At 45.1% G+C, this 19,365-nt stretch carries 18 protein-coding genes; 13 read left to right on the forward strand and 5 right to left on the reverse strand.

Going from position 1 to position 19,365, the window contains the following annotated elements; all coding sequences use genetic code 11:
• Window positions 1-31: 31 nt before the first annotated feature.
• Window positions 32-661, reverse strand: coding sequence for a hypothetical protein (locus RH86_RS13385; protein WP_009386698.1), 630 nt, complete (start codon window positions 659-661; stop codon window positions 32-34).
• A 106-nt stretch (window positions 662-767) separates the two neighbouring features.
• Between RH86_RS13385 and RH86_RS13390 the strand changes: the two genes are divergently transcribed.
• The 3 genes from RH86_RS13390 (at window position 768) to RH86_RS13400 (ending at window position 3,831) form a co-directional block, all read left to right on the forward strand.
• Entirely contained in the window at window positions 768-1,199 is a 432-nt protein-coding gene (locus RH86_RS13390) for a GFA family protein (protein WP_009386699.1), read from the forward strand.
• Window positions 1,200-1,279: 80 nt separating this feature from the next.
• Window positions 1,280-1,942 (forward strand): YoaK family protein, encoded by a 663-nt coding sequence (locus RH86_RS13395; RefSeq protein WP_009386700.1) that lies wholly within the window; start codon window positions 1,280-1,282, stop codon window positions 1,940-1,942.
• 518 nt (window positions 1,943-2,460) lie between these two features.
• On the forward strand, window positions 2,461-3,831 hold the full coding sequence (locus RH86_RS13400; RefSeq protein WP_009386701.1) for a YjiH family protein: 1,371 nt from the start codon (window positions 2,461-2,463) through the stop codon (window positions 3,829-3,831).
• Between the two features lie 157 nt (window positions 3,832-3,988).
• Here the strand turns inward: RH86_RS13400 and RH86_RS13405 are convergent, their stop codons facing one another.
• Window positions 3,989-4,642, reverse strand: coding sequence for a GntR family transcriptional regulator (locus RH86_RS13405; RefSeq protein ID WP_009386702.1), 654 nt, complete (start codon window positions 4,640-4,642; stop codon window positions 3,989-3,991).
• 145 nt (window positions 4,643-4,787) lie between these two features.
• Between RH86_RS13405 and RH86_RS13410 the strand changes: the two genes are divergently transcribed.
• From RH86_RS13410 to RH86_RS13420, 3 genes are read left to right on the forward strand one after another with little or no spacing between them, the layout of a single operon-like run.
• Entirely contained in the window at window positions 4,788-6,143 is a 1,356-nt protein-coding gene (locus tag RH86_RS13410; protein WP_009386703.1) for an FAD-dependent oxidoreductase, read from the forward strand.
• 16 nt (window positions 6,144-6,159) lie between these two features.
• Window positions 6,160-7,743 carry a BCCT family transporter gene (locus RH86_RS13415; protein WP_009386704.1) on the forward strand — a complete coding sequence of 528 codons (1,584 nt, stop codon included), beginning with the start codon at window positions 6,160-6,162 and terminating at the stop codon, window positions 7,741-7,743.
• A 2-nt stretch (window positions 7,744-7,745) separates the two neighbouring features.
• Window positions 7,746-8,894, forward strand: a complete 1,149-nt coding sequence (locus tag RH86_RS13420; protein WP_009386705.1) for a mandelate racemase/muconate lactonizing enzyme family protein — start codon at window positions 7,746-7,748, stop codon at window positions 8,892-8,894.
• A 154-nt stretch (window positions 8,895-9,048) separates the two neighbouring features.
• On the opposite strand, the gene RH86_RS13425 is transcribed toward RH86_RS13420, so the two are convergent.
• Window positions 9,049-10,383, reverse strand: coding sequence for a DEAD/DEAH box helicase (locus RH86_RS13425; protein ID WP_009386706.1), 1,335 nt, complete (start codon window positions 10,381-10,383; stop codon window positions 9,049-9,051).
• Window positions 10,384-10,706: 323 nt separating this feature from the next.
• Between RH86_RS13425 and RH86_RS13430 the strand changes: the two genes are divergently transcribed.
• Window positions 10,707-10,955, forward strand: coding sequence for an Lpp/OprI family alanine-zipper lipoprotein (locus RH86_RS13430; protein ID WP_005595213.1), 249 nt, complete (start codon window positions 10,707-10,709; stop codon window positions 10,953-10,955).
• Between the two features lie 240 nt (window positions 10,956-11,195).
• Here the strand turns inward: RH86_RS13430 and RH86_RS13435 are convergent, their stop codons facing one another.
• Entirely contained in the window at window positions 11,196-12,068 is an 873-nt protein-coding gene (locus RH86_RS13435) for an NAD(P)-dependent oxidoreductase (protein ID WP_009386707.1), read from the reverse strand.
• Window positions 12,069-12,265: 197 nt separating this feature from the next.
• Between RH86_RS13435 and RH86_RS13440 the strand changes: the two genes are divergently transcribed.
• The 4 genes from RH86_RS13440 to RH86_RS13455 all read left to right on the forward strand — a co-directional run bounded on the left by RH86_RS13440 (window position 12,266) and on the right by RH86_RS13455 (window position 16,155).
• Window positions 12,266-12,913 carry an HAD family hydrolase gene (locus RH86_RS13440; RefSeq protein WP_009386708.1) on the forward strand — a complete coding sequence of 216 codons (648 nt, stop codon included), beginning with the start codon at window positions 12,266-12,268 and terminating at the stop codon, window positions 12,911-12,913.
• A gap of 262 nt (window positions 12,914-13,175) precedes the next feature.
• Window positions 13,176-14,126 (forward strand): HlyD family secretion protein, encoded by a 951-nt coding sequence (locus RH86_RS13445; protein WP_009386709.1) that lies wholly within the window; start codon window positions 13,176-13,178, stop codon window positions 14,124-14,126.
• Between the two features lie 2 nt (window positions 14,127-14,128).
• Window positions 14,129-15,055: an ABC transporter ATP-binding protein gene (locus tag RH86_RS13450; RefSeq protein ID WP_009386710.1), complete on the forward strand. Its 927-nt coding sequence runs from the start codon at window positions 14,129-14,131 to the stop codon at window positions 15,053-15,055.
• Between the two features lie 2 nt (window positions 15,056-15,057).
• Entirely contained in the window at window positions 15,058-16,155 is a 1,098-nt protein-coding gene (locus tag RH86_RS13455; RefSeq protein WP_175422552.1) for an ABC transporter permease, read from the forward strand.
• Window positions 16,156-16,182: 27 nt separating this feature from the next.
• Here RH86_RS13455 and RH86_RS13460 read toward each other — a convergent pair whose 3' ends face one another.
• Window positions 16,183-17,124: an endonuclease/exonuclease/phosphatase family protein gene (locus tag RH86_RS13460; protein ID WP_009386712.1), complete on the reverse strand. Its 942-nt coding sequence runs from the start codon at window positions 17,122-17,124 to the stop codon at window positions 16,183-16,185.
• Between the two features lie 246 nt (window positions 17,125-17,370).
• On the opposite strand from RH86_RS13460, the gene catB reads away from it, so the two are divergent.
• Window positions 17,371-17,994 (forward strand): type B chloramphenicol O-acetyltransferase, encoded by a 624-nt coding sequence (gene catB, locus RH86_RS13465; protein WP_009386713.1) that lies wholly within the window; start codon window positions 17,371-17,373, stop codon window positions 17,992-17,994.
• Between the two features lie 159 nt (window positions 17,995-18,153).
• Window positions 18,154-19,038: a LysR family transcriptional regulator gene (locus RH86_RS13470; protein WP_009386714.1), complete on the forward strand. Its 885-nt coding sequence runs from the start codon at window positions 18,154-18,156 to the stop codon at window positions 19,036-19,038.
• Window positions 19,039-19,365 lie beyond the last annotated feature (327 nt).

The following is a 19,365-nucleotide window of genomic DNA, read 5'->3' on the forward strand; positions in this document are numbered from 1 at the left end:
GGCAATTAATATCACAGTCACAACCCGGGACTCACGGTAACGCTTTGAATTGCAATTTATCGTTCAGTCTGTAATTGGTAATGGAGACATCCGACGGTTGTTCAGCATACGATTGCGTTGCACCATGCTGACGATAGCTCACTTGCACAGCGGACGAGTCCACATTGAGCTTATCAATCTGAATGCGATCGCCTAATAATGTCTCGTCAACTAACACTAAGCGCTGACGCTGCTGATCATATTTAAAACTGGCCAAGTAATAGAAAATGCCACTGCCTTGATTGGATACCGTCATAATCGATAAATACTGTTGTTTATCGAGCACAGTCAACCAATCAAGACTCACGCTAAGTTGGCCTCGTTCTACCCCAGAATCATAACGACCGAGTGCCCATTGTTGTTTTTCATCGATTTGCTCAATCAGCGCAAATGCATGGCTCTCAGGGACGCTAATAGTCCAAGGGTTCGGCGTAGAAAGGTGAAAGACTTGCTGCATCACACCATCATGACTCTTGGCTTGGCCTTGCACCTGTGAAGGAAACTTAGCTAAAATTTCCTCATCATCGAGGCTAAACCGGTAGACGCCAGCGACAATCACCACAACGAGTAATACAATAGGTATAAGAAGAATCAGAGGGATCGGTAGTAGACGCTTTTTCATTTGCACGCTCAAGTTGTCCGTAGTTGAGAGGGTAAATAACCGACATTGTAATCAATAATTGGGAATCAACCTTATCAGTAGCCGTTGGTTATCTCAAGGAGCGACCATGACTCAGCACGTCTCACATCACACCGTTACTCCACCACTCACGAGAATTGCTCAATGCAGCTGTGGCCAAGTCAATCTCATTTGTCATGGTGAACCAATCCGAACCGCCATTTGCCATTGTTTTGCATGCCAGAAAAGAACAGGAAGTGTCTTTGGTGTTCAAGCTCGCTTTTATCGCACACAGGTGAGCTACAGTGGTGAATTGACAGAATACACGCGTATGAGCGACTCAGGCCAACAAGTAAGCTACTCTTTTTGTCCACGTTGTGGCACCACGATGTTATTAGCACTATCTATCGCCCCCGAACATTTAGTGATTCCGGTCGGCATCTTTGACCAGCACGATCTCCCTCAACCCAGTTTTTCTGTGTATGAACAACACAAACAAGGTTGGGTTAAATTTGACTGCCAAATTGAGCAGGCTCAATAACGCTGTTATTACGCTAACTTTCACTATCGAACAGCTCTTACCAGCGCTATAATCCACGCCTAGATTTTGGGAGTAAATTTGTGATTTCTCGACTACCACGCTGGGTGGAATACGGAGCATTCCTACTTGCCCTTCTTGCAGGAATAGTCAACGCGATTGGCTTGCTTGGCTTTCAACACCAAGCGGTTTCTCACATCTCAGGTACGGTGACATTGCTTGGCACCAGTATTGAAGCACTTGATGGCATGACCAGCCACCTCTTCATGATTCTGTTAAGCTTTTTGATGGGCGCAACATTAAGCGGCGCTTTTATGGAAAGTACCGCGTTAAAGCTTGGCCGTCGCTATGGCTTTGCCCTATGTATTGAAGCGGGCTTACTGTTTGTTGCTTACCTTTTGTTAAAACAAAATGTTACTTCAGGGCAATACTTTGCTTCTGCAGCCTGTGGCCTACAAAACGCGATGATCACCACTTTTAGTGGCGCAGTGGTGCGTACAACGCATATGACTGGCATCATCACTGACCTCGGCATCATGATTGGGGCTCGTTTACGTGGCGAACGCTTCGACTATCGTAAAGCCAAACTGTTTTTATTTATTTTTGCCGGTTTTCTTTCTGGCGGCATCGCGGGCGCGAAGCTCTTTAGTCTTTATGCGATTAGCTCACTGATGGCACCGATTGCGCTTGCGCTTACCTTAGCGATTGGCTATTGGTTTTACTTGTACCAAACACGAGCGCGTTAAGCGCGCTCTGCTCCGTCCCCCTTTCACTGCCAATGTCGCTGCTAACAGTTCGTAATGTCACTCGCTCCCTGACGATAATCACTGCCCTCTGGCCTGTATTGCTAACATTGAAACATCCCTACCTTCCAACTAACCTTGGGTAAGCCAATGAAATGAGGGTCAGAAAGCGAAGATCAAACGGTTAAATTAGAAAATGATTGTTCTGGTTTTCCATTCACTCTATAGCGTGAGAAATGGAGCTTTAACCTCTTATAGTATTGATAGCCGATATTCATTACACATCAAACGGTGATTCTTTCATCGCAAGTACCTGATAAATGAAAGTCAACAACAGATAAGCCCCTGATTAACTGCTTAAAAAATATTAAATCATGAATATTTAGCGGATAATATTGAATAGTCTTGCGATAACAACGAAAAACCAGTAGTCTTGCCTGCAATGACTGAATACGGATGTTTAGTGAATATATATGCCAAGGACTCGGTGTATATTGACTAGTTGTAACATGAGATTCCTAATGAAAAACAGTACTCAAACAACCGAAACACACAAAGCCAAAGGCAATTTTTGGGTTTTCTTTATCCCATCGTTAATCGGTGTGTTCCTTTTCATGGCTCCAGTGAGCTACAACGGTGATATCACTATCCCTGTTGCCATTTTAGCGAAATCCATCCAAGCACTCTTTGGCGATTTCCTGATTGAGATGATCACTGCTATCGTTGCATTTATGGCAACGGCTTCTCTACTATGTCGAATTAAAAACCCTTCATTCATCGCTAACAGCCATTTTTTAAATGGGTTGTTTAACCCAAGCCCTCTTTGGTTAGCGGTACGTGTACTTGGTGGTATCGCCATCGTGCTTACTTATTTCCAAATCGGCCCAAAAGCGATTTGGGAGCCAAACACTGGTGGCCTTGTATTAGAAGGCTTGCTACCAACCCTGTTCTCCGTGTTCATTTTCGCGGGTTTGCTACTACCACTGCTACTTAACTTCGGTCTACTTGAACTGTTTGGCACCTTACTAGCAAAAGTAATGCGCCCTGTATTTAACCTACCGGGTCGCAGCGCAATTGACTGTATGGCATCTTGGTTAGGTGACGGTAGTGTCGGTATTCTATTAACCAGCAAACAGTACGAAAACAAATTCTATACTGAGCGTGAGGCGGCCGTTGTTGGTACAACATTCTCAGCAGTATCGATTACTTTTAGTCTTGTGGTGATTGCGCAAGTCAATCTAGAACACATGTTCTTACCTTTTTACGGCGCAGTCTGTTTAGCAGGTTTTGTTGCAGCGATTATCATTCCTCGCCTACCACCGCTATGCTACAAAAAAGATACCTTTATCGATGGTACGAAACCAGCGGACGATGCTGATGCCATCCCAGAAGGTCACTCTAGCTTTACATGGGGTATGGAACTGGCACTGTTGAAAGCAGGCCGTGTTAAGTCATGGAAAACCATCTTAACCGAAGGCGTACATAACGCGGTTGATATGGTGTTTGGTGTACTACCGGTCGTGATGGGCCTAGGTACAGTGGCATTGATTATTGCTGAATACACCTCTGTGTTTACCTTCTTAGGTCAACCATTTGTACCTTACTTAGAGCTATTGGGCGTACCGGAAGCGGCTGAAGCATCTAAAACCATCGTAATTGGTTTTGCGGATATGTTTATTCCATCGATTCTTGCCGCGTCTATTGATAGCGAAATGACTCGCTTTGTGATTGCAGCGATGTCAGTCACTCAGCTAATTTACATGTCGGAAGTGGGCGCACTACTACTTGGTAGCCGTATCCCAGTAAACATTTTTGAACTATTTGCGATTTTTATTCTGCGTACACTGATCACCTTGCCTGTTATCGCGGGTGTTGCGCATCTGATTTTCTAAGTCAGTCTTTGATGCCATAAATCACATGATGGCAGAACGATATAAACACAAAGGGCAGTCCATTGGACTGCCCTTTCTATTTTGCATTTAATTTTGCCTAAGGTGTGAACTGAATAGGTACGCCTCTGCGCACTAAGTTATCACGACGAAAGTCGTGTTACTTACGTGGTTTGATACTGCGATAGGCAACATCGGTGAGATAGTCATTGAGGCGATGGGACGCCGCAACCGCCTCTTCAGCATCAGTGTGGCTCACCGCTCTTAACACGGCGGCATGCAGCGATGATGCAGCAACAAGATCTTGCCCTTCGTCTTTGTAAGCAAACCAAAATCGACGAGACAAACCTTGCAGTGGTGCCATCGCTAATTCCAGATATTCGTTGTCAGCCGCTTTGACGAGTAGCGTATGGATCTCTTTAAGCAATTCCGCGTATTCAAAATCGTCACGATTTTGCGCGCAAATTTCTAAATCATCGGCGAGCTGTTGCATTTGCTGCTTTTCATCCACGCTTGCTCGCGACGCTGCATAACGCACACACAAGGCTTCTATATCACGACGTACTTCCAGTATTTTCAGTTGGCTCTCCACTGAAATTGGCGGAATTTGAATTCCCCTTCTCGGATGGATCTCAGCCATTCGCTCATAAGACAAGCGCTGCAATGCTTCGCGTACCGGCGTGCGGCCCAAACCTAAGTTTTCGGCCAATTGCTTTTCACTCACCATACTTCCCGGCTCTAGTTCGCGGAAGATAATCATTTTCTCAAGCTGATGATAAGCAACTTCATTCTTATTTACGGGGTTAATTTTCATTCCCTTTTGTTCCCTCGATAAATTCTTTAGTGAGCAATCTCACATTAAGGACGAAATTAATTGTACCACAAAAAATACGGGCATATATTAAAAACATACAACTGATATATCAGATGAACATCAGTCATCTATTAGTGAGGCAACAATGAAATCTTGGAACATTATCCGTCGTTTTGAATCTCTACCTGATCTGCCAATTTTGGCAGAAACCGAGGTATTGGTTATTGGTGGTGGCCCTGCAGGCGTAGCCGCAGCGGAAACGGCTAGTCGCATGGGTAAAGACACATGGCTGATTGAGAAATATGGATTTTGCGGCGGTGCTGCGGTGGCAGGCCTATCAGGCACGATTTGCGGCATGTACATGGCTACAGAAGATGAGAATGCTCAACCAGAACAGGTTGTGTTCGGTTTCACTGAGCGTTTTCGTCAAGAGTTGGAAAAACGTGGTGGTGTGACGCCGCCACAAATTTACGGCAAGACCTTCACCGTAACACACGATCCGTTGGTATGGCGCGAAGTCGCCGATGACCTTCTTGAGCAAGCTGGCGTAACGACGTTATTTCATACTGCCGTTACTGGCGCGATCATGGATGGCGATGCGTTTAAAGGTGTAGTCATTGAGTCGAACGCAGGTCAAAGCATCATTCTTAGCAAACAAATCATCGATGCCTCTGGCGATGCGGCAGTGGTAGCGCGCGCGGGTATGGATTACTACTTCGGTGATAATGGTCGTATTCAAAACCCAACCATGTTCTTCCGCTATGCGGGTGTAGATATGGATAAGTACCTTGCGTACTACGGTGAAGATACTATTTGTCCACCAAAAGTAACCGAGAACATTCTCGCGGCGAATGCAACCGGTGACTACGATCTTCCACGCCATAAGATTTGGATATTCCCGACCACTCGCCCTAGTGAACTCATGGTCAACGCGACTCGCTTAGCCGGGCAAGATGGCCGCACATTGAACGTTATCGATCCGAAAGATTTCACTGAAGCAGAGATTTTTGGCCGTCGCCAAGTTCGCGATTACGCACGCTTCCTCAATAAATACGTCCCGGGTTGTGAAAATGCTTACGTGGTGGATACCGGTGTTGAAGTGGGTATTCGTCAGACTCGTTCGATTGTTGGTGTGGAAACACTGACTAACGAAGACGTGGTTAACTGCCGCAAACGTGAAGACGGCATTTGTCGTACCCCTTGGCCGATCGAATTGCATTCTGGTGACAAACCTAAACTGCATTGGCTACTGAACGATTACTACGATATCCCATTCCACACGCTAGTCCCTGTTATTGGTGAAAACATCATCGTCGCAGGCCGCTGCCTAAGTGCAGAGCACGAGGCTCTTGCATCAGCACGCGTGACCGCACAATGCTTTGAACTTGGCCACGCAGCTGGGGTTGCAGCGGTACAAGCAATAAATACAAATACCGCTATCCGTGACCTTGATGTGTCGACTATTCGCGCCATCATGATTGAGAACGGCAGCAAATTATAATTAGCAAGGAATTGCAATGAAATTCAATAACCTAGACCACAAACTGTTCTGGCCTGCCATAAGCTTTACGTTCTTGGCGCTCGGGCTCGCTGTATTCTTCCCTGAACAATCAGGTGCGGCTGCAAATGCCGGCATGAAATGGGTAACCAACGATATCGGTTGGTTTATCCAGCTTGCTGGTTTTTCATCTTTGATGTTCCTCCTTTACCTTGCATTCAGCCGTTTTGGTAACATCAAACTGGGAACTGATTCAGACACTCCTGAATTTAGCTATTCAAGCTATGCGTTCATGATTTTCTCTGCTGGCGTAGGCGCTGCGTTGATTTTCTGGGCCGTTGGCGAACCGATGTACTACATGCAAAGTCCACCGATGTTTGCAGAGCAAGGATCTCCTGAGGCAGCACAATGGCTTATCACCTACACGTTGTTCCATTGGGGACCAACTGGTTGGGCTATTTTCTGTTTGCCTGCAGTTCCATTTGCCTACTACTTGCACAAGATGAAACGCCGTAATCTTCGTCTTAGCCAACTACTTGTTGATATTATTGGTGAAAAACACGCTAAAGGCATCGTTGGTTACATCATCGATATCGTTGCTATTTTCGGTACACTTGGTGCGTTTTCTACCTCGATGGGACTTGCTGTAGACCTCATCGGTGCAGGTATTGAAAACCTAACTGGCATTCAAAATGGCATCGAAGTGCAAGTGAGCATCATTGTTCTCTTTATCGCTTTCTATGCACTCGTTATGTTTGCAGGTATGAAGAAAGGTGTGTCAAAACTTGCTAATGCGTGTGTATACGCTGCATTTGCGCTAGGTTTGATCATTCTAATCTCTGGTCCAACAGCTTTCATTTTCTCTTACTTCTTCGATAGCTTAGGTGTGATGTTTAACAACTACATCCGAATGAGCTTCTGGACCGACCCTGTACAGAAATCTGGCTTCCCACAAGCTTGGACGATGTATTACTGGGCTTGGTACTTCGCTTACTTGGTGATGATGGGTGTTTTCCTTGCTCGCATCTCTAAAGGCCGTACGATCAAACAACTAGTCCTAACAACCATTACTTTTGGTTCTGCTGGCTGTTCATTCTTTATTGCTATTTTTGGTAGCTACTCTGTATTTAACGAAATCACCGGCGCATTACCTATTTTACAATGGATGACGGAATCCGGCGTATCAAGCGCAATTATTCAAACTATTAAATCTTTGCCATTTGGCGGTATCATTCTGGTGACGTTCTTAGTCGTTGAGTTCTTCCTTATGTCGACGACAATGACATCAGCAGCAATGGCTGTATCAATGATGACGACTAAAGAACTGGACCATGACGCAGATCCTGATGTTTCAGTACGTATGATTTGGGCAATTGGTATCGGTGCGGTATCGATGGCAGCATTCTTCATGGGCGGAAGCATAGATACCATTAAATCAATGTGTGTGGTTGTTGGCCTACCAATGATTGTTCTTTATTTCATGCTAGTCGTGTGTTTAATGAAATGGATTCGCCGTGACCATCCTGAGCTTTTTGTACAAACGGTTACCACACCAGCACAAGTAAGCGATAACGCTGTTGAACTAAATAAAGTTGAGGCATAACAATGTCTATTGCAAAAATCACCTCTGTTGAATTTATTCCAGTCAATGTTGAAGCGACAAACTGGAGTGAAAATACCGTTATCGTAAAAGTGACTGATGAGAACGGTATGTACGGTATTGGCGAAGCCGATGGTTCCCCTGAAGTCATCAAAGCCTTTGCCGAATTAGAAACCGAACATAAATGGCTTAAAAATATTAAAGAAGCGGTGATTGGCCGCGAACCAATGGCATTCCGCTCTATTTGGGAAAAAATGTACGACACCACTCGATGGGTTGGCATGCGTGGTCTAGGAATGTTTGTCATTTCGGGTATCGACATGGCTCTGTACGATCTTGCTGGCAAACAGCTTGGCGTACCTGCATACCAACTGATGGGTGGTAAAAATCGCGACAAGATTACCCCTTATTTCACTCTATACCCGAGTGTATCGTCAGATGCTTCTCTACAAGAAATCATCGATGCATACGCTGTACTATTCGATAAAGCGAAAGCGGTAGGTGCTAAAGCTGTTAAGGTTTGCATCATGCCTAGCTGCCCTGCGACAGATAGAGAGATTGTTTGGTATCTTCGCGAACTGCGTAATCTACTTGGTCATGATATCGATATGATGGTGGATTGCTTATACCGCTGGCATGATTGGCAGGCTGCACGTTGGACATTCGAGCAACTCAAAGATATCGACCTTTATTTTGTCGAAGCAGCACTTCAACATGATGATTTAATCGGTCATAAGAAACTCGCGGCGTGCCTCTCGACACGTTTATGTGGCGCTGAAATGTCGACAACTCGCTTTGAAGCACAAGAATGGTTAAATACGACGGGTATTTCAGTGGTTCAATCCGATTACAATCGCTGCGGTGGTCTAACAGAGCTGTTACGTATCGAAGAGCTATGTGAATATCACAATGCGATTCTGATGCCACACAACTGGAAAACCGGCATTACATCTGCAGCAGCGCGCCACTTTGGCGCTGCGATGAAAACAGATCACTACATTGAATATCTGCATCAGGAATTCTGGCAAGGTGAACTGACTCAAAATCTAACCTTAAATGAGCCGCCAATCATCGATGGTATGATTGCAGTAAGCGACGCTCCGGGTTTAGGGATTGAACTAAACATGGATTACCTGAATAAAATCAGCCAATAATTTCAAACTCGTTTGGAAACAAAAATAAGTTATAAGTCAAAGGCACCTTCGGGTGCCTTTTTATTTAAATCAACTATCTCGAAAAGCCAATTCCATAATCAACATACAAAAAAGGCCACCCTGAGGTGACCTTCGATAATTAACGCGAGAGTGTTTACTCGTCGTCCACTTTTGGTGCGACTTTCTTCTTCGGAATGAAGACTGAATCACCCACCGCCACGTGTTGGTAGAAGCTCTTATCACGCTTAACTGGCTTCTTAACCACTTTCTTCGCTTGAGTTTTACCTTTATTGCGGTAATCCGTCTTGCCTTTTTGTACCGCTGGTTTAGGTGGCTTAATGCCTTTAAACTTACCTTTAAGACCTTCAAACGTTGAGAACGCAAGATCTTGATGCAAGTACGCTTCAACACGCTTAAAGCTATCCCAGTCTTTCGGACCAACCAAAGATACCGCGTCACCTTTGTTACCCGCACGACCAGTACGACCGACACGGTGAACGTATTCTTCAGTATGCTTTGGCATGTCGAAGTTAACTACGTGAGTTACGTTGGCAATATCAAGACCACGAGAAGCAATATCGGTCGTCACAAGGATCTTAAATACCGCACGCTCAAACTGGCTCATAATCGTATTACGTTGAGTTTGAGTTAGACCACCACTCAGCGCCACGGCTTTCAGTTTTTGCTCGTTCAACTTCAGCGTTAAACGCTCAGTATCAGCTCGCGTTGCCGTAAAGATGATCAGTTGGCGATAGTTCGCTTCTTCTAGTACACGATCAAGAATCGCTTCTTTATGATCAAGGTGATCACAAAGGTAAAATTTCTGCGTGATATCTTGGTGTTCTTGGTTCGACACGCCAATAGCAATACGTTTTGGCGAGTCTTGCATCTCCGCTGCGATCTCATTCATTTCTGCGTGATCAAGCGTTGCTGAGAACATCAAAGTTTGACGACGACGGTGCTTAGCTGCTTTATGAATACGACGAAGCTCTGGCGCAAAACCCAAATCAAGCATGCGGTCAGCTTCATCCAAGATCAGCGTTTCTAAGCCATCAAGGAAAAGCGATTTGTGCTCAAGGTGATCCGCAAGACGTCCAGGCGTTGCCACGATGAATTTAGGGTAGCGACGCAACGCTTTTTGTTGATCGTTGAAGTTTTCTCCACCCACGACCAATGTCGCGTCGTAGCTCAAGCCACCTAGCATTGCGCGTAGCTCGCCATAAACCTGTTTGGCCAATTCACGCGTTGGTGCCAAAATCAGACCACGTGGGTCTTTCGCCGAGAAAGCTTTGCTCTTAAGTGATTTATGCAACATTGGCAGCACAAACGCTAAGGTCTTACCCGAACCTGTTTTTGATGACGCCAACAAATCTTTACCCGCGATCGCTACAGGGATCGCTTGTTTTTGAATGTCGGTCGGCTTCTTAAAGGCATAATGGTTCAAGGTCTTTAATAAGCGATTATCTAAGCCTAAATCTTTAAACTGCAAAGTCTTCTCCAGGGCAGGTATTATTTGGCAAACATGCTGTCGTTGCCATCAATCAAAAATTAACACGTAATGATACATCGAAGCTGACAATAGGGATAGAGATCACAGAAAATATTCCCTCAGTACGACTGAGTATTTTTCACACAACAACAAGCAAGCATAGCTCGAAATTCCAGCAAACGAACTAAATAGAGCTAAATTCTTGGAATATTTTGACTTTTCCCTACTGTGTAAACTATATAAATCAGGCTACACTTAGGTGGTTGCTATACAACACATGGTATAGCGCATCAATGATACTAACAATTGCAAGGAGTTCATCCATGAACAAAATGATTATCGCAGCTGCGGCATCTTCAGTTCTTCTACTAGCTGGCTGTGCATCAGGTCCAGATGAAGCAACAACAGCTAAACTTGACGAGCTAAGCAACCAAGTTAGCCAACTAAGCCAAGACGTAAATGCTCTAGCTGGTGGCGTTCAAGCTTCTGGTGATGCAGCAATGGCAGCTCAAGAAGAAGCAGCTCGCGCTAACGAACGTATTGACAACATCGCTCAGTCTTACACTAAGTAATTCTCGCGTGTTTGATACTGTGAATTAACTCTTTACGAGTTTACTCATGGTTGAATTCAATCCGATATCAGTCTTCTGATATCGGATTTTTTTATGTCTGTGGTTTGTTATCAAGCATGTTTAGGATTTCAAGCGAAATGTTCAAAAGCAAAGCGATAAAAAACCGCTCAGTTGCCTAAGCGGTTATCGTGAGGTTTACAATTCCCTCATTAAGCGATTTCGATGAGGAAATAGCCGATGCTATTTTTCTAGTGCTTTGATCAGAACAGAGGTATCCATTCGGCCCAAGCCTTGATCTTGCAACTCTGCATAGCGCTGATCAACTTGCTGAGTCAGCGGCAGTTCTAGACCAACACGCTGCGCTTCTTCTAGACAGAAGCCAAGATCTTTACGCATCCAGTCAATCGCAAAGCCAAAATCAAACTTATCTTGCGCCATGGTTGTCGCGCGATTTTCCATCTGCCAAGAACCTGCAGCCCCGTGCTTGAGGGTATTCACCACTTGTTCAATATCCAAGCCTGATTTTTGTGCCAATTGAATCGCTTCGCTTAAGCCTTGTAACACCCCTGCGATGCAAATCTGATTAACCATTTTACAACGCTGACCTTGTCCGTGTTCACCGAGCAATGTCGCTTGCTTGGCGTACACATCCATCACTGGCGCAACTTGTTCAAAAATCGCCGCTTCACCACCACACATGATGGTTAGCACGCCATTTTCTGCCCCTGCTTGGCCACCAGAAACAGGGGCATCAATAAAGGCATTGCCCGCTTGTTTAGCGGCTTCAGCCAGTTCTACAGCCAGATTGGCCGATGTCGTGGTATGGTCGACTAAAACCGCGCCTGGCTTCATGCCCGCCAAAATACCCTCATCACCATACACCACGCTGCGCACATCATCATCGTTACCAACACAAACAAATACGATATCGCAGCCCTCTGCAGCTTGCTTTGGCGTTTCACATGCTATGCCTTGGTACTCATCTTGCCATTTTTGCGCTTTGGCGAAAGTACGGTTGTATACCTTGGTGCTGTAACCAGCTTTACTTAAGTACCCCGCCATTGGGTAGCCCATAACCCCTAAACCAACAAAGGCAACTGTTTTGCTTTCCATATTTACTCCGATAATGAAGCCAGTTAAACCTTGTTTTTGTTATGGTTTATAGTACTGACGTTGTGAAAAACTTATTGCCTTAGTTTAACCAATATCGAACAATGAAATGAACCGTTTTTATAATTTTGCACTAAGTTTTTTGTCATGTTTTATGCCACAATGACGCTCCCTACACTCTATTAAGCTGTACTCAATAAATGAATTATAAAGCTGCAATCTTTGACATGGATGGCCTTCTCCTCGATACAGAACGCGTCTGTATGCGCGTCTTCAAACAAGCATGTCAAACCGTTGAACTGCCTTTTTATCAAGATGTTTACCTCTCGATCATTGGTCGTAATGCGGCAGGAATTGAGAAAATTTTCCGCGATGCTTACGGCGACGACTTGCCTAAATTACATGCAGAATGGCGCGCCAACTATGATGCCATTGTGCGACATCAGGCGATTCCGGTGAAAGAAGGGGTCGTTGAACTATTGGAATGGTTAAAAGCCAACAACATTCCGACCGCCGTTGCGACTTCTACTCATAAAGATCTTGCCAGCATTAAGCTCAAGCTTGCAGGCATCGATCATTACTTTGATCATTTAACCTGCGGCTGCGAAGTGACTAACGGTAAGCCTGACCCTGAAATCTATCAACTCGCCGCTCGCCGTCTAGGTGTTGAACCTGAGCAGTGCATCGCTTTTGAAGATTCTAATAATGGCGTTTTATCTGCGGTTTCAGCCAAAATGCACGCATTCCAAATTCCAGATTTGGTTGAGCCAAGCGAAGAGATCAAAGCGCTTGGCCATGAGATTGAGCCATCGATGATAGACGTTCTTGCCAAGTTAAAAGCACAGTAACGAAACCACGCCACCATTATCATTTGCATTCGTAAGGCTTAACGCACCGTTAAGCCTTTATTTTGTTGGCTGTGTTGCTGTCATCCCTATAATTCATCAATTGATGAATATAGTGGAATTATCTTTCTTTTCTAATGCTTAGTAAAAGCACTACCCTATTCTAAATAGATAATCCTAAAACATAAGTTCGTAATGGATCACATCGTCTCTGTGGCAAACTCGTTACTCTATAAAGAGTTGCCCCCGTTCTAAGGAATCGAGCATGCAAAAAATCTTCGTTAGCGTACTGTTTATTTCACTTCTCTCAGCTTGCTCCCCCAGCGACAAAGATAAAGCACTCGGTACTCTTGAACGCGACCGCGTCACTCTTACTGCAACTGCCAATGAGATCATCCGCCAATTGCCGATTCGCGAAGGCACCGCAGTGACAGCGGGCGATGTGCTGGTTCAACTCGATACCAAAAGTCAGCAAGCCGTTTTAGCCCACGCCATTGCAGAGCAAGCGAAAGCTGCCGCCTATTTACTTAAACTAACCAACGGTGAACGACCTGAAGACATTGCTGCCGCCCAAGCTCGCGTTGTCAGGGCACAAGCGCAGCTCACAGAGGCGCAAAAAAACTACCAGCGCAAAGCCGAGTTAGTCAGTAAAAAACTCATTAGCCAATCAGAGAAAGATACCGCTTTAGCTGCGCGAGATTCTGCCCGAGCAGAGTTAGATTCCGCTAATGAAGAGTTCAGTAAACTCACCGCAGGATCGCGCCCTGAAGATATTGAACAAGCACGGGCCTCATTAGCTGCGACACAAGCGGATGTCGCCCTTGAACAGCAAAAGTTGGATGATTTAACCATCATCGCCACACGCGATGGCGTATTAGACAATTTACCCTATAACCTTGGAGAACGAGTTCCGGTTAACGGTATTGTGGCGGTGGTACAAGCAAGCCAAGTTCCTTATGCACGCGTTTATATCCCTGCAGACTACCGCGTCACTTTCATTCCGGGCAAACAAGTTTCAGTGTTTGTCGATGGGGTTGAAGCCCCCTATCAGGGAACCGTCCGCTGGGTTGCCACCGAGCCCTCTTTTACTCCGTACTACGCCTTAACTGAAGAAGAACGCTCTCGTTGGATGTATTTAGCAGAAGTCGATTTAGAGCAAAGTGCAACCACACTGCCCTCTGGTCTTGCAGCGCAAGTTGCGCTGTTCAAGGAGTAAGCATGACGGAATTTGCTATCCAAGCCAAAAATGTGATTAAAAAGTTTGGTGACTTTACCGCGATTGAAGCGATCAACCTTAATGTCCCTAAAGGCAGCATATACGGTTTTCTTGGCCCTAATGGTTGCGGGAAATCGACCACGATTCGCGTACTCACTGGCCTACTAAGCCCAACCTCAGGCGAAGTGGATGTTCTGGGGCTTGAGATACCGCGCCAGTCAGAATTGCTGCGTTTAAAAATTGGCTATATGACCCAGAAATTCTCGCTGTATGACGATCTGACTGTGAAGGAAAACCTGCAGTTTATCGGCCAAATATTTGGTATGCCGAGCCGTGCCCTCAAGCAACGGATTGATGAGCAGCTCGATATCTATGGCCTCGATCAGCGCCGTAACCAGCGCGTTGCGGGCATGAGTGGTGGACAAAAACAGCGTTTATCGCTGGCGGCTGCGACTATGCACAACCCTGAGTTATTGTTTCTTGATGAGCCGACTTCCGCTGTTGACCCAGAAAACCGGCGGGAATTTTGGGAGCAATTGTTTGACCTTAGCGATCAAGGCACCACCATTTTGATCACCACCCACTATATGGATGAAGCGGAGCGCTGCCATCGGCTTGCAATTATGGAATCTGGGGTTATTCGTGCTGATGGTGAACCGGAACAGCTGATGGCTGAAATGGGGGTGAATATTGTCGAAGTTAAAGCGCCCCACTTACGTCAATTGAAAAGCAAACTTTTAGGGAAATCAGAGGTGCGCACTGCGGCGCAGATAGGGATTCGTTTACGCGTACTCATTCGTAACCAAGTGAACAATCCAATTCAATGGCTGGTCAATAATTTTCCCGAACTCAAAGATGCCGAGATGAATATTGCTCGGCCAAGTTTGGAAGATGTGTTCGTTACCGTAACCGGAGAAGGACGCCAATAATGATGCAATCTATCGCCCGAATGAAAGCCATCATGGTAAAAGAGATTCGCCAGCTTTCTCGTGACCGCATCACCTTTGGTATGGTGGTGATGATCCCGCTTATCCAACTACTCTTGTTCGGCTTTGCGATTAATACCGATGTTCGCAATATTCCAATTGCTGTCGTTGACCAAAGCCAAAGCGCCGCGGGACGGGTCATCACTGAGTCGGTGCGAGTAACGCAAGTTGTCGATATTACCCAACGCTTCGCAACTCCTCAGCAAGCTGAGCAAGCGATTCAAGATGGCCAAGTTAGAGCGGCACTCATCTTGCCATCTGATCTCACTCAACGTATGGCACAAGGCCGTGAACTCGGTCAATGGATTGTTGATGGTTCTGATACCATGATTAGCCACGCGATTATGGCATTACAAAGTATGCCGTTAACCGACTTTGATTTTGAGATCCGGCCACCAGCGCAGAAAACTTTCGAAGTCGCACTTTTTTATAATCCAACACAACGCTCGGCGGTGAATATTGTACCTGGCCTATTAGGCGTGATTTTAACCATGACGATGATCCTATTCACCAGTGCTGCGATTGTTCGAGAGCGTGAACGCGGTAATTTGGAGTTACTCATTACCACCCCGATCCATTCGATGGAGTTAATGGTTGCGAAAATCGTTCCCTATATTTTCGTTGGCCTAATTCAAGTTGTGATCATTCTCGGCTTAGGGCATTTTATTTTTGGCGTGCCAATTAACGGTGCACTGAGCCAAATCTTATTCGGTACCTTGTTATTTATCTCCGCCAGCTTAACGCTCGGATTGGTCATTTCAACCATCGCGACCACTCAGCTACAAGCAATGCAAATGACGGTGTTTATATTGCTGCCTTCAATTCTACTTTCAGGCTTTATGTTCCCCTACGAAGGCATGCCCGTCATCGCGCAGTGGATTTCAGAAGTACTGCCTGCGACACACTTTATGCGCCTAATTCGCGGTATTGTCTTACGTGGCGCCGACTTAACGGATCTATGGCGTGATAGCTTGTGGTTAGCAGGGTTCACTTTACTTGGGCTTTTCATTGCTTCGAAGCGATTCAAAAAATCTCTCGATTAATGACTCTCGTGATTTAGACCTCAAGCTCTAATAACCTATCATGGTTCGAATCATTTTATGATCGGAACCATGAGGCGATGACAAGCTTTCACGCTGGCAAATTCGTCGTAAGCCACTAGCTGATTTAAGCCATAGATGGTCAATACCAATCATCGAAGCAGCAGGCGTTGACGAAATCTGCAACCAATTCGGCCAACTGGCCACTGGCGCTGTTTGAAAACCAAGAAATAACTGGGTAAAACGCATGCTTCTTGATGATAAATTAAAATCCCCGATAACGAGTACCTCATCACTTGGGTAAAGATGATTAAGTGACTCAATGGTTTTCATTAGGGCATTACGGCGATACCAAAGTGCTTTGGTTCGTGGTGAAGGAGGATGAGCAGTAAATACCGTAATGGCTTGCTGCTGGCCAGTTTGCCAAGTAGTACGAATAATATGTTGCTGATCAGGTGTCATAAAAACAGAACTGTCCACCAAAGGATAACGACTAAGTATCATCTGTCCTGAGGGATAACCAACCCCTTCTTGGCCACCATAAACATAAGGATATACGTCACTTAAAGTCTGCAGCTTATCACCAACTTTCGGTGACACTTCTTGCAGTACCGCTAAATCCGCCGGATGATTAACTAAGTAGCTAATCAGTTGGTTGATATCGGGATTTTCATAATAGATATTATACTGGATAATCGAGACACTGTTCTCACACTTAGCCATAATAGACCGCTCGTTGACCGGCGTTAGCATAAAAAAAGCCAACGATAAGAGTGCGCAAATAATCGCTTTTGACCAATGTTTAGAAATCAAAAATAGAGCGCACAGGCTCGCATATAAACCGAAAAATAGCGCGGGATATCCTGTAACGTTTTCTAGCCACCAAATATCATCATTAAGAAACAGCGCTAGCCAAAGCCCCGCAGGCAAAACGACTCCAAACCAAAGCGCAATTTTTTTTAGCAAACCCATCTCCCCAGTCATCCTTGATATGATGTAAGTATGGAAGAGTTCATCAATAAAAGAGAAGTTACCGGTCAGCCAAAGCGCCAATGACCACTATCTAACTTACGTATCAAGAAAATAAACTGTGGCAACTAAGCAGAATACAACTGTCGAGCTGAGAGAAAGAATCGCACTTTTTCTGAGCCGGAGTATAATTCCCCCAAGTAGGCAACGACCACCGTCACGCCATTTTTCAACATAAAAAGAATCAATATGAAAAACTACTTCGCCAGCCCTTTTGTCGGGAAATCACTGCAAGAACAAGTCACCAATCCCAACATCATCGTGGGAAAATACAGCTATTACTCTGGTTATTATCATCAGCATAGCTTTGATGATTGTGCTCGTTACCTTATGCCTGATCGCGATGATGTCGATAAACTCATCATTGGTAGCTACTGCTCTATTGGGTCAGGGGCCGTATTTATGATGGCGGGGAATCAAGGTCATCGACACGATTGGGCAACAACCTTTCCATTCTTTTACCAAGATAATCCCTTATTTAGCCAAGCTCAGGATGCCTTCCAGCGCGCCGGAGATACCACTATTGGTAATGATGTCTGGGTCGGTTCAGAAGCGATGATTATGCCCGGAGTTCAAATTGGTGATGGGGCTGTTATCGCTAGCCGTGCGGTCGTCACTAAAGATGTGGCGCCTTACACTATTGTTGGTGGTAATCCAGCTAAAGTGATTCGACAGCGCTTCTCAGAGCAACAAATTGCTCAGCTATTAGAAATGAAATGGTGGGAGTGGCCAGAACCGCAACTCGAACAAGCGATACCTTTGCTATGCAGTGGAGAGATTGGCCAGCTTTATGCGTACTGGCAAAAAGGCTAAAGCCATTCACATGCCACAACGTTGCAGTGTGTGAATGAATGCAAACCTCCTCATTACCCACCTTATGCGGCGCACCTCACATTAACTTGCAGAATTTCCATTGAGTTAGCCGCCTCTGATTCTCTATATTTCTATTACGGAGATCATCGTGAGCGGCTTATGGGACACAACCTCGATATTCAAAGCATTTATGTTTTGGTCAAAATGTATGAACTACGCAACGTTAAACTCGTTGCAGACGCGTTAGGCAAAACGTCCAGTGCGATCAGTAAGATTTTATCAAAGCTCAAGTTACACTTTGAAGACCCACTATTTATCCAAGGTCGGCATGGTTTTGAACCTACCACCTTTATGGATACCAATCTTGCTCACCTCGAGCATATATTGGCGACCTTTGACTCCATTCAACATACTGAATTTTCGCCGCAAACCTTAAAGCAAGAAATCATCCTTTATGGCCACGCCCTGTTTTGGGATAACTTTGGCGATAAACTCTATCTTGCCCTACGTAAAGATGCGCCGTTAGCGAAAATCTCAATGCGCCAATGGAGTTTAGAGGCTCGCTCACGCTTGGTGGAAGGTGAAAATTCTGTTTTATTCAACACTTATGATGAAACTCTACCGCAAGTCATATTACAAAAATCTATCTGTGAAGTTTCCCCAACGTTTTATGTGCGTAACGATCATCCCGCACATACGCTTGAAGAGTTAACTCACTATCCGTTTGTGATCACCCGCAATCCAGGCTGGAATGACGTTCGTTATCCACTATTAGAACGTCTCGCCGCAATTGGTTACCAAGTAATGCCGACCGTGGAAGTCGAGAATACACTCGCGATCGAAAATATTGTGCGAAATTCCGATCATTACTCTTTTACGATGTCGCGCCTGATCCCTGAGAACTGTCGTGGTATTGCTCTACCGAAATTGTCAGATATGCGTGTTAAGTGCGTTATGAGCTACCACAGAGCCAAACAAAACGATCCTCAAAAAGAATGGCTATATAACACCTGCCACCGCGTTCTCAACCAACTGGCGGAATAAGTCAAATCTGACTTACTCTCTTTAATTCGCTATTTTTCCTTCAATATTAAGCCCTGTTGATTCAGGGCTTTTTGCTTTCTATCCCCCGCATTGCAAGGCTGTCATACAAAAACAATTATTCACCCAGTAAATTAATGGGATCCAATTCACATAAATTTCCAAAATGGAAAGCCTACCTTTCCTCTACATGTGACCTACATCTCGGTAATATCATTCCTGTCGAGAGGGGAAACCCGCTAAAACAATCAAACAACAAGGTAAACCAATTATGAAAAACGCACTCATCATCGCTCTATCAGTATTCTCTGTTTCAGCTTTCGCAGCTAG

This window comes from Vibrio sp. N418 (genome assembly GCF_000222565.1).
GTDB classification, from domain to species: domain Bacteria; phylum Pseudomonadota; class Gammaproteobacteria; order Enterobacterales; family Vibrionaceae; genus Vibrio; species Vibrio scophthalmi.

Excerpts from the sequence above, each read along its gene's own strand:
- RH86_RS13385 (WP_009386698.1), bottom strand. The coding sequence starts at position 661 with ATGAAAAAGCGTCTACTACCGATCCCTCTGATTCTTCTTATACCTATT.
- RH86_RS13390 (WP_009386699.1), top strand. The coding sequence starts at position 768 with ATGACTCAGCACGTCTCACATCACACCGTTACTCCACCACTCACGAGA.
- RH86_RS13400 (WP_009386701.1), top strand. The coding sequence starts at position 2,461 with ATGAAAAACAGTACTCAAACAACCGAAACACACAAAGCCAAAGGCAAT.
- RH86_RS13405 (WP_009386702.1), bottom strand. The coding sequence starts at position 4,642 with ATGAAAATTAACCCCGTAAATAAGAATGAAGTTGCTTATCATCAGCTT.
- RH86_RS13410 (WP_009386703.1), top strand. The coding sequence starts at position 4,788 with ATGAAATCTTGGAACATTATCCGTCGTTTTGAATCTCTACCTGATCTG.
- RH86_RS13415 (WP_009386704.1), top strand. The coding sequence starts at position 6,160 with ATGAAATTCAATAACCTAGACCACAAACTGTTCTGGCCTGCCATAAGC.
- RH86_RS13420 (WP_009386705.1), top strand. The coding sequence starts at position 7,746 with ATGTCTATTGCAAAAATCACCTCTGTTGAATTTATTCCAGTCAATGTT.
- RH86_RS13430 (WP_005595213.1), top strand. The coding sequence starts at position 10,707 with ATGAACAAAATGATTATCGCAGCTGCGGCATCTTCAGTTCTTCTACTA.
- RH86_RS13435 (WP_009386707.1), bottom strand. The coding sequence starts at position 12,068 with ATGGAAAGCAAAACAGTTGCCTTTGTTGGTTTAGGGGTTATGGGCTAC.
- RH86_RS13440 (WP_009386708.1), top strand. The coding sequence starts at position 12,266 with ATGAATTATAAAGCTGCAATCTTTGACATGGATGGCCTTCTCCTCGAT.
- RH86_RS13445 (WP_009386709.1), top strand. The coding sequence starts at position 13,176 with ATGCAAAAAATCTTCGTTAGCGTACTGTTTATTTCACTTCTCTCAGCT.
- RH86_RS13450 (WP_009386710.1), top strand. The coding sequence starts at position 14,129 with ATGACGGAATTTGCTATCCAAGCCAAAAATGTGATTAAAAAGTTTGGT.
- RH86_RS13455 (WP_175422552.1), top strand. The coding sequence starts at position 15,058 with ATGCAATCTATCGCCCGAATGAAAGCCATCATGGTAAAAGAGATTCGC.
- RH86_RS13460 (WP_009386712.1), bottom strand. The coding sequence starts at position 17,124 with ATGGGTTTGCTAAAAAAAATTGCGCTTTGGTTTGGAGTCGTTTTGCCT.
- catB (WP_009386713.1), top strand. The coding sequence starts at position 17,371 with ATGAAAAACTACTTCGCCAGCCCTTTTGTCGGGAAATCACTGCAAGAA.
- RH86_RS13470 (WP_009386714.1), top strand. The coding sequence starts at position 18,154 with ATGGGACACAACCTCGATATTCAAAGCATTTATGTTTTGGTCAAAATG.